The 10,587-nt window shown below is 42.1% G+C and carries 7 protein-coding genes and 2 pseudogenes; all 9 read left to right on the top strand.

What is annotated here, in order from left to right; all coding sequences use genetic code 11:
* Positions 1 to 98 precede the first annotated feature (98 nt).
* Positions 99 to 357 (top strand): annotated as a pseudogene (locus ACLTL4_RS06450) (type II toxin-antitoxin system HicB family antitoxin).
* A gap of 91 nt (positions 358 to 448) precedes the next feature.
* A pseudogene (locus ACLTL4_RS06455) lies at positions 449 to 595 on the top strand (Hsp20 family protein); the annotation flags it as partial.
* A gap of 125 nt (positions 596 to 720) precedes the next feature.
* The gene (locus tag ACLTL4_RS06460; RefSeq protein ID WP_022118165.1) at positions 721 to 5,397 is read left to right on the top strand and encodes a gLUG domain protein; all 4,677 of its coding nucleotides are present in this window, start codon (positions 721 to 723) and stop codon (positions 5,395 to 5,397) included.
* A gap of 313 nt (positions 5,398 to 5,710) precedes the next feature.
* Complete coding sequence (locus tag ACLTL4_RS06465; protein WP_173866790.1) at positions 5,711 to 6,148, top strand: hypothetical protein; 438 nt, start codon at positions 5,711 to 5,713, stop codon at positions 6,146 to 6,148.
* Between the two features lie 180 nt (positions 6,149 to 6,328).
* Positions 6,329 to 7,858: an AAA family ATPase gene (locus ACLTL4_RS06470; protein WP_412290582.1), complete on the top strand. Its 1,530-nt coding sequence runs from the start codon at positions 6,329 to 6,331 to the stop codon at positions 7,856 to 7,858.
* Positions 7,827 to 9,017, top strand: a complete 1,191-nt coding sequence (locus ACLTL4_RS06475; protein ID WP_412290580.1) for a hypothetical protein — start codon at positions 7,827 to 7,829, stop codon at positions 9,015 to 9,017. Before ACLTL4_RS06470 ends, ACLTL4_RS06475 begins: the two co-directional genes overlap by 32 nt.
* Before the next feature lie 36 nt (positions 9,018 to 9,053).
* A complete protein-coding gene (locus ACLTL4_RS06480; RefSeq protein WP_412290578.1) occupies positions 9,054 to 9,320 on the top strand; it encodes a helix-turn-helix domain-containing protein in 267 nt (88 codons plus the stop codon).
* 67 nt (positions 9,321 to 9,387) lie between these two features.
* Positions 9,388 to 9,540, top strand: a complete 153-nt coding sequence (locus ACLTL4_RS06485) for a hypothetical protein (RefSeq protein WP_173866794.1) — start codon at positions 9,388 to 9,390, stop codon at positions 9,538 to 9,540.
* A partial coding sequence (locus ACLTL4_RS06490; protein ID WP_412320342.1) for a transporter substrate-binding domain-containing protein occupies positions 9,531 to 10,587 on the top strand: 1,057 nt, incomplete at its 3' end. The genes ACLTL4_RS06485 and ACLTL4_RS06490, both read left to right, overlap by 10 nt.

Below are 10,587 nucleotides of genomic sequence, written 5' to 3' on the forward strand. Positions count from 1 at the left end.
TCCTTACTGGCTGTAAGGGATATTAACCATAAATATATTGTAGTAGAAAGTATATGTAGAAATGGTAAGGCAGATTGTAGAAAGTGAGGCGAAGAATGATGAAGACGCTGAATGATTATATGGCAATGTCCTATCGTATGGAAATTGTGGAAGACAAAGATGAAGGCGGATTTGTAGTTTCTTATCCAGATTTGCCTGGTTGCATTACTTGTGGTGAAACAGTGGAGAGTGCAGTAGCAAATGCACTGGATGCAAAAAAAACATGGCTTGAAGCAGCATTAGAAGAAGGGGTAGAAATTCATGAACCAGTATTGTGTATACCTTCTTTCCAGAAATGATGCAGTGTTCTCAAAATAAATGATGAAAATTATTCTTCGTTGGTTACACATTACATTCATGATTTTATGGAGAAATGACTTATGTTGATGCCTGGTATTTTTGGAGAAAAGAACTGGAAATCGATCTGTCGGGATTCAAGAAAGAGGAAGTTAGGGCAGAGCTGAAAGATGGTTATCTGACAGTCAGTGCAGTCAAAGACCTGGATGAGGATGAAAAGGATAAAGAGACCGGTAAGTATATCCGCCGTGAACGTTATCATCAATACTGGTATTTTATACTGAAATACTAACCGTTTGGCTAGTTCTATATAAAAATCATGTATGCTATAATAAAGTCAGAAAATGCAGATTTTACGATAAGCTGGCAAAGGGGCGAAAAAGTATGAAAAAACGAATGTTGAAAATAATGAGTATGGGAGTTACGGCGTGTCTGTTGCTTGGAACAACACCGACACCGATGTTGACAAAGGCAGCAGTAACCGAAACAGCAAACCATATAGCAAATAAAAGCAAAGAATCGGAAAAGACAGAGACAAAGAAGAGCAAAGAATCTGAAGCGGTAAATACAGAGAAAACGAAAGAAACAGAAATACCGGGAGCAAAAAAAGAGAAAGAATCCGAAACAGTAAAATCAGAGAAAAGTAAAGAGACGGAAATAAAGAAAGCAAAAGAATCTGAGACAACAGAGACGAAGAAAAATAAGGAATCCGAGACAACAGAAACAAAACAGACGAAAGAAACTGCAGCAGCAGAGACAGGAAAAATTAAAGAACCTGAAACAGCAAATACAGACAAAAACAAAGCATCCGAAACTTCAGGCACACAGAAAAATAAGGAATCTGAAATTTCAGAAACGAAGAAAGAAACAGTAAGCAAAGGAACTGAAACACAAAAAGTAACAGAAGTACAAAAAGAAACTAAAATACAAAAAGAAACAGAAACACAGAAGAAAAACGAAGCAGCAAAGCAGAAAGCGAAAAACAAGGCAGCAGCTTCTGCAAATAAGAAACAGGGTATTGCACTGCAAAATGCAGCGGAGATAAGCGTTACGACGCAAAATGAGCTGAGGGCAGCTCTGAAAAATGATGCAGTTCAGACAATCAACATTGAAGGAAGTTTTACTTATACATATGAAGTGGAAACAGATAAGAAGATTGTCATTAAGAATGGGGCTGTTTTCAAATGGAGTGCTTATCAGGATACGTTCCGTATAACGGACATGCTGATTGAGAACGGAGCGGTTTTCCAGATCAGCCCATTTGATTTTATGTCAAAAGCGGTGGTAGCCGGTACGATCACCAATCAGGGTGACATTCAGGTAACGTCTGCAAGGGGCGAATGTTTCTTTACAGCATCGGTAAAAGGAAGCGGAACGTTTTCTCAGACAACAGAACAAACTTATATCAGCTATGGAGCCGTACAGGATGCTATGATTACCGGCACAGGCTATCGGATCAATCTTCTGAAGGATTTGTCTGTAACACCGACAGTCAGTCTGCCGGATTCTATGCAGACAGGAGATACGATCACACCGATTTTCACCAATATCATAGATGGCGTAGACCTTTCCAAAGCATTTACTTATAAATGGAACAATGGAAGTTATGATATTTATAATGGTGCGTCCAGTCCGATGCTGACGAAATCCGGAACATTGAAACTGACGGTGTCCCCGAAAAAACCATATATTATGCGGACCAGTACCAACAGTTATCCGGGCAGTTTGGATGCCAGGGGAACTGTTCAGAAAAAGCAGTATGATGTCATTTATGTAGATCCTGCAAATGGAAATAACAACAATCTGGGTGATACAAAAGAAACTTCCATGAAAACCATAACCGGTGCAATGAACAATCTCACAGAAAACGGAACGATCGTACTGCTCGGTGATTACAGCAGTTATACGGTGATCGATAAAAATGTGACGATAAAAAGTGAGGATGCTAAACAGTATTCGTTTGCACCGACATTGGCTCTGAATGCCGATAATCTTCGTGTGACACTGGATTCTGTGAATCTTTCAAATCTGACGGCAGCGGGATACGGGACAAACGAAACACTGACCATAAAAAACAGCAGCGGAAGTATTCAGTCTACCGATCAGAATATTGCGAATGTTCAGGTGGAAGATTCCAACTTAAGCGGGAGACTGACAGCATCACAGAATCTGGAATTTAAAAATGTTACATTTTCTGGCAAATTTCAGACAGAAAAATTCATTGCTGACGGTAAAAATATCCTGATTCCGGAGAAAAACAGGATCAGCCGCATTGATGGAACAGCGACAATCACCAATCCGATCACGATACAGACCGAGCTGGTAAAAGGAAAGAAAGTACTGGAAATCAGCGAGAATAATAAAGATACGATTCTGTCAAAACTTAAACTGGCAGACACTCAGAATGATAAGTTCCAGATGAAAGTTTCAAAACAGTACAATGGCACATATATTACCATTACGCAGCGTGTGACATCCGGCGGAAAACTGCTGATTGCCAATGAGCCGTTTATCGGTGAGGCAGTAGAAGATTCTTATGCAACAATGCGAAATGAGGACTGTTCTGTAAAAACAGCAGTATGGAGCGGATACAGTCATGCGGCAGGATCAAAATGGGCAGCCGGTGATGTACCGGAACTGACGATCACGTTGAAGGTCTGGAGCAGCGACGGAACGGGCGTCGAGAGCAAACATTTTGATGAGACTTTCCGTGCACAGGATATCAAAGTGTATTCCTGGAAAGATCTGGACACCTATCCGGACACGGATTCGGATACAAACCTGAATAAGGATGCAGAGATTTTGGTAAAAGACGGACAGGGACTTAGTGCAGACGGTGAAACCTTTACGTTTACATTGCGTTATCCGGCCGTAGAGCGTATGGAACAGACGATCACGACAGACTGCAGTGCACGTAGTGCGTATTGCACAGAGAAGCTTGCTGCACGCCCGGTGCAGGCACAGGGTACGGTTTCCTATGAAAGCAGTGATCCGGATATTGCATCCGTAGATGCTGCAACGGGAGAAATTACCGCAAAGAAGCCTGGAAAGGTCAAAATCCTCATCCATGCCGCACAGACAGATCTTTATAAGGTCGCAAGTGCAGAATATGAGTTAACGGTGGACCATGCTGCGGTGACTGCACCGACTGCCATAACTGGTTTGAAATATAACGGAAAAGCACAGAAACTGGCAGCACCAGGAGAAACTCTGGAAGGCAAGATCATGTACAAGGTAAATGACGGTGAATGGAAAGAGGAAGTGCCGATTGCCGTTAATGCCGGAACATATACAGTATATTATAAAGCGGTAAGAGGAGAAGGACACGGAGAGACAGAAGAACAACATTTTGATGTAAATGTTTCTCAGAAAGAAATCGGAATAGAATGGACGAATACCGAAGTTATTTATGATGGAACGGAAAAATTACCGATAGCAGCCGCAAAAGGTCTGGCAGAAGGTGATACCTGTAATATTACAGTAACCGGAGGACAGACGGAGGCAGGCACTTATACAGCCCAGGCAGCTGCGATTGATAATGCAAATTATAAGCTTCCGGCAGAGACAACCGTTACTTTTGTCATTCGGAAAGCAGATTTTGAACTGACTGGCATGCCGCAGGCAAAAACAGATCTGGTGTATGACGGAAAAGAACAGGAACTGATCACGGCCGGTTCTGCAAAGAGTGGCACTTTGCTCTACAAACTGGGCGATGGCGAGTGGACAGAAAAAATCCCGTCCGCAGTACATGCAGGAACCTATGATGTATCTTATAAAATCGCAGGTGACAGCAATCATAATGATCTGATCGGTTTGGAAGTTCTGCATATCAAGATTGCGGCAAAATCAATCGCAGATGCAGATGTAAAACTGGCAGATGCATTGAAATATACCGGACAGCAGCAGAAACAGGAAATCTCAAAAGTGACGGCAGGAAATCTGGAAGTTCCAAAGGATGATTATGAAGTGAGCGGAAATCAGGCAGCAGAAGCCGGTGTCTATACGATGACGATCACAGCAAAAGAAGGAACAAATTTCACCGGAAGCAGAGAATGGACTTATGTAGTTGCACCGGTGAAAATGAGCCAGATCACAAAAGATAAAGACGGTAAAGTACAGATAGGGCATGGTACTTTTTCTGTGAAGATTGAACAGGACAAGGACACAGCACAAGCAGCACTTGTAACAAGCGAGGCAGAATTCATTGAGAAACTGGTGGATGCCGGTGATATTACAGCAGATGAGCTGACACGGACAGCAAACGGGGCATCGATGGAACTGCTGCTTCACATTCAGAATGAATCTTCGCTTGGTGAAGAATCCAGAACGCAGATACAGAAAAAAGCAGCAGAAAAAGGTTATACACCGGGAACCTGCTTTAAACTCAGTCTGAAAAAGTATATGACCGAAAACGGTACGACAGATCAGGGAACTGTGATTTTGCAGAACGGTAAAATAAAGCTTACCCTACAGATTCCGGAAAGTCTTCAGAATCAGAACAGTAAGAAAGACCGTACTTATTTTATTCTGTGCAGCAAGAATGGAAATGTGGAAGCATTAAACGGCACTTATGATGCAAAAGCAAAAACCATTACCTTTGAAGCAGAAGATTATGCTGATTATGCGTTGGTATATCAGGAGACAGATAAGCCTGATAATGGGGGAGGAAACAACGGCGGAAATAATCAGGAACCGGAAACGGATGATAACACAAAGAAAGATGATACCGATCAGAACGGCAACAAAGACAATAACAAAAACAATAACAATAAGAATAATAACAATAATAAAAACGATAACAAAAATAATAACAAAGATAATAATAAAGATAGCAACAAGAATAACAACAACAGTAATAACAACCAGAACAACAATGGAAATAGCACTCAGAAGTCAGGTATCACAACCACTGCTGCCGGAACTTCAGCGACAACTGCGGGCAGCACCGTAAAGGCCGCAAATACGGCGGACAGTGCGAATGTTTTCGGAAATATCCTGGCATTTCTCGGAGCATGGATGATTCTGCTTGGAGCCTGGATCAGAAGAAAAACAACAAAATAATCTCAGTGAAATTTAAAGGGAATCCCTGCCGCATGCAGGGCAATGGGATATACTTGCAAGGGTAAAATGTGTATAAAAAGGAGCCTGAAGCTATTTGCTTCAGGCTCCTTTTGAGCCAAAGTTTATGCGTTGCCGCTGACCGTTACATTTGCAACGCCTCCCCAGTCAGTTGATTTTTGAGGATCTTTTGTTTCACGGGAACAGGCATATACTTGAATTTATTAAGCATATATGATATATTGATTAAATCAACTGGATGTATATGTGAAGTAAAACGGATCAGATGAAAAAATCAAATGAAAGAAGGCTGCATATGGAAATGAAAGATGAATTTTTATTCAAAACACACATGCTCGATAAAAACGGAGAAAAGACCGGAGTAGATCAGATTGCGGATTATATGTTCCGGGCGGATATGATCTACAGAATGAAACTTGCATCGGACATGGGACTGCCGGTGCTTACCTTAATTGCACGGGAGCTGGAAGAGAAATTTGATGAAAATTCCAGTTTCCCGGTGACAGCAACGAAAAATGATCCAAATGCACTGTCTCGCCAGAATGTCGGAAGGATCGCCAAGTTTATCATGGATAAGCTGGGTTATGTCCCGGCGGCGGGGAGGAGCGTCAGACTTCCGGCGGTGTCAAAGTCGAGGTATTTTTCGACAAGTGCGGTATATGAGAAAAAGAAAAAAGGAAGTTATGATTTTAAAATAACAGATTTTGTGATACACTTGCAGAAAACAAAATAACAGAAAAACGCCTAGAAAACTCCCCCTTTTTTCGAAATGTTATTTATAAATTATAATAGAAGATGGAAAGAGAATAAAACATATTTTCTTTCAGATCGGTGGCTTTCTGATGACGCAGCTCCGGGAAGTCACTGAAAAGAATAACACGAACAGGGTAGAAACGGAAAGGTGGGAAGTCATATGTCAGAAAAGATTTTTAAGGTGTCAGGGGAAGAATTCCGGAAACAGTACAAGGAAGCTTATGAAAGCGGAAGAGCATCACTTGCAGATAAAATGCCGGCGGAGTTCTTTGCGAGAACTGCCATTTCAGATGAGGTGGCAGTACTGCTTTTTCGGTATATGAGCTTTCTGGATGAGGCAGACAAAACAACCTGTCGTTACTTGCAGGAAGTAAAAAAACTGATCGAAAACGGAAAGTTCCAGCATTTGAAAGAGTGTGAAGGATTGAATCCACAGGTAATTGACATGATCGATACATTGTATGAAAAACGTCTAAGAGAATGCTGTGATGAACTGCTTTGTATTGCAATGACGATGTACTGCATTTTTAATATGCAGGAAAGACCATTGCAGAGGCCGGAATACAAAAGACGTACCGAAATGGCCTGGAGAGCAGTGAACAAAGCCAGAAAAGATAAGCTTATTGAGCTTTCTGAAAGGAAAAAAAGCTTAAAAGAGAGTCCGGCAGACAATATTCCACTGGCAGTGAAAGTGAAAGAACATTTTGACAGCAGTGGTATGCGTGGTCAGGAAGAGGCTAAAAAGATCGTGGCAATGAGCGTGCATAAATTTGTTATTAGTGAAGGAAAGGATCGAAATCCGATCCTTCTGGAAGGACCTACCGGTTCCGGAAAGACCTTTATGTTTCAGCTGCTTGAGGAAATGCCGGAATTGAAAGATCTGTGCTTTTTTAATTATTGTGCCTCTGATATGACACCGAATGGCTTCAGCGGGGATGACATTTCCAATGTTTTCTCAAAATATGAAAGAATGGCAAGACAAAAGATGAAGAAAGGTGAGAATGGCTTACAGATGCCGCTGGGAATTATTTTTCTTGACGAAATGGATAAGATCATCGGTATGTCAAACACAGACAGTAATGGTGAAGACTGCAATGCCATTGTGACAGCTCAGCTGCTGACTGCGATTGCCGGAACCCAGAACTATGGAAGTGTCGATACCAGTAAAATCCTGTTCATCATGGCAGGTGCTTTTGAGGAGCTTGAAAACAGCAGAAAGAAAAAGCGGGAAGAACACGGTATTGGTTTTGCAGTAAATGCATCCGCAAAGGAGAAAGAGAACAGCATGACCGGATATGATCTTCGGGAAGAACTGGAAGAGATCGGTGTTTCAAAGCAGTTTCTCGGAAGGGTGCCTTACATTGTACATATGGACCGGCTGTCAAGAGCTCAGCTGCGTCAGATTCTGGTGGATAAGGAACATGGAGTATTTGGTAAGAAACAGAAGTGGTTCAAAAGGAACGGAAAAACGTTGACTTACGATGAGGATCTTGTGGAGGAGATTCTGGATCGTATGGAAGAACACGATATGGGAGCCAGAGGAGCGGCTGCAATGCTGGAGACATTGATCGGAACAGCAGAATACGATATGTTCGCAAACGGTTATAAGAATTTGCATCTGCACAAAGGAATGTTCTTCAGAGAGGAACCTGTTTTCGATGAACAGAAAGGTAAGAGTCGTGATAAATAGTATAAAGAAAATTTTTCTGATCATTAAATGGTTTTTTGTATGGGTTTACAGAAAAACAGAACAGTTCTGCAAAAGAGTATGGAGAAGACAGGATTTACTGTTATGTCTTGCAACTTTGACCATGATCGGTTATGCTACATTCTGGAGATATGACAATGAGATTTTTGATGGGAAAGAAGTCTGGTGGATGATATCCGTGATCGCCGGTCTGGTTGTGGCACTGATCATTGGGATCGTCGGTTACCGTATTTTTTTCAGGTATGCATTGCCGTTATATCTTGTTTTTTCTGTGGTACATCTTTTCCAGAGAAAACCGATGATCGAAAAAGAATTCGAGGCAACACTGAGAAACCTGTTTCTGAATGACCACAGTGCAGAAAGCACGGTTGAACTTGTGTTGATGCTTCTAACAGCATTTTTACTGGCGGCATTTGAAAGAAGAAACCGGGCACTGTTTCGAAAAGAAAGGGAAGAGAAAGAGAGGGAAAAAAGTTTAACCGGAAGAAGAGCGAGAAGAATGAAAAAAAAGAATGCAATAAAACAGGATGAAGAGTTTCACGTGAAACATTTTCCGTGCATCATTTCCGGAACTACAGTCCTGGTAATGATGTTTTCCTATCTTTTTTCCGGATTTATTGTAAGAGTTGTGTGTATAACAGTGACCGTGTTTGCATTAACCGTTTATACGGCTCCTCTGGTACGGAAAGTCCGGGCGGTGCTCTTTGCCACGGCAGGATTTGTGTGCAGCTTCCATCATGAACTGGCAATCCTGAAATACAACAAAGCAAACGGAAGCTATTTCCTGAAGTGGATGGCAGAGCGTGGTTCACTGCCGAATATCCTGATCTGGGAAAAATTCGGACTGATCGGATACTGTCTGGTTGTGGCAGCAGTCCTGAGTATTATCTGGTTTATCTGGAGAGCATGGAGATATGCAAATAAAAAAGGTAATGTCTGTGATGAAGTGATTTCCATTACCGCTTTTGTACATTTTGCTCTCGCAGGAACCTATTTTGTGGCAGAAATGGCATTTCCGGATGGAAATTATTTCTGGGGAAATAACCTTCCGTTTTTTACAGGAACTCTGGAAAATAATCTTTTGTATCTGGCAGAGCTGGGGATCGTGTATCGGATCCTGAGAAAAAGTATTGGAAAATAGCGGGCAGATGCCGGATGTCTGAAAAGGAGACAGTGTATGAATCCAATTTGTTTGTCGATTAAGCAGGAAGAAACCGGAAAAAGAATCAAACAGCTGTTGCAGGATCACGGATACAAGGTAAAAGATATCCAGGGGGCGATGGGATTTGAAACGCCGCAGGCGGTATACAAATGGCTGTCGGGCAAGTCGCTTCCAAGCCTGGACAACTTCGTGATCCTGAGCAGATTGCTGAATACAAGCATTGAAGATATCCTCGTCATTGACGGGGATTCTTTTTTTGCCTTTGTTGCTGCGTTTTGTTGAAAAAATGGCTTTTTTGCTTTAAAGGGAGTATAATCGAAATGTATTAAATGATCTGGAAGCCGGCAAGGTGGATCTGCTGGGACCGCTCCTAAAGAATGAATATACAGAAGAGATTTATAATTTTCCGGAACAGGATTACGGCACGGTTTATACAACGCTCTCTGTGCACTGGAAACCGGAAATCTGCGTGAGGATAACGCTGCTTCTGTTGTGCCGCTGAAAGTAGGACTGTGGGAACAGGCAAAAACAAGAAATCAGGAAGTGATCTCAAATGTTTCTCTTGATCCGATTTCCGGAACCAGGATTATAGAGAGATTTGCACCAAGGCCGTATTATTTTGCATCTGAGGACGAGGATCTGCTGAAAGAAGTGGATGAGGCGATCAGCATCATCAAGCAGGTGCAGCCGAGCCTTCCGGATGTACTGTTTGATAAATATTTCCGCAATACAAGATATGTTTTCGCACCGACACAGCAGCAGAAAGACTATCTGAAATCGATGGATACGCTGGAAGTGCTGTGTGTGGAGCGAGATGCTCCTTATGTTTATCAGAAAGAGGGAAAACCGGCAGGAATGATGGTGGAAATCCTGAATAGTTTTGCAGAAGAGACCGGAGTTTCGATCAATTATACATTCTGCCAGAGCCGCGATGAGGTTGAACAGAAATTAAAAGAAGAATCTTATGACCTGATGATCGGTCTTTCTTTTGATTCAGAATACTGTGCACGTCTTGGATTTGTGCGAAGCAAGTCTATTATGGAGTCCAATCTGGCTTATCTGCATCGTTCGGAGAACAGCAGCCACAAAACGGTTGCGATTGAAAAAGGAATGGAAAGCCTGGTAGATACAACGGAATTTCAGGAAGTGATAAAATGTGATAATATCGTACAGTGCATGGAAGCGGTCACAAACGGAAGAGCAGATTATGCAGTCGGAGACCGTTCAGCCCTGGAATATTATATGTATGATACTTACAGCACACTGGTTACCGGCCTGATCTCGGGAAGTGCACAGAATATCTGTATTGCGATCGCAAGAGAAAGCAATCTGCAGTTTATAAGGCTTGTGAATGACTATATTTACAGCCTGTCGGATCTGCAGAAAACAACATTTCTGGAAGAAGGAAATATGCACTTGTATAAAACATCGCTGCGAGGCTATGTACGGATGCATCCGATCCAGACGATGCTGCTGTTTTCCGGACTGACTGCATTTATTGTGGTTGCATGTTCCATGATGTTTCACGCGAAACGAATGCATAAAAAGA

The sequence above is a fragment of the Hominisplanchenecus sp. genome (assembly GCF_046967715.1).
In the GTDB taxonomy this organism is placed as follows: Bacteria; Bacillota; Clostridia; order Lachnospirales; family Lachnospiraceae; genus Hominisplanchenecus; species Hominisplanchenecus faecis.

Bases quoted from the DNA above. Each gene is read 5' to 3' on its own strand.
- ACLTL4_RS06460 (WP_022118165.1), top strand. From the start codon at position 721: ATGAAAAAACGAATGTTGAAAATAATGAGTATGGGAGTTACGGCGTGT.
- ACLTL4_RS06465 (WP_173866790.1), top strand. From the start codon at position 5,711: ATGGAAATGAAAGATGAATTTTTATTCAAAACACACATGCTCGATAAA.
- ACLTL4_RS06470 (WP_412290582.1), top strand. From the start codon at position 6,329: ATGTCAGAAAAGATTTTTAAGGTGTCAGGGGAAGAATTCCGGAAACAG.
- ACLTL4_RS06475 (WP_412290580.1), top strand. From the start codon at position 7,827: ATGAACAGAAAGGTAAGAGTCGTGATAAATAGTATAAAGAAAATTTTT.
- ACLTL4_RS06480 (WP_412290578.1), top strand. From the start codon at position 9,054: ATGAATCCAATTTGTTTGTCGATTAAGCAGGAAGAAACCGGAAAAAGA.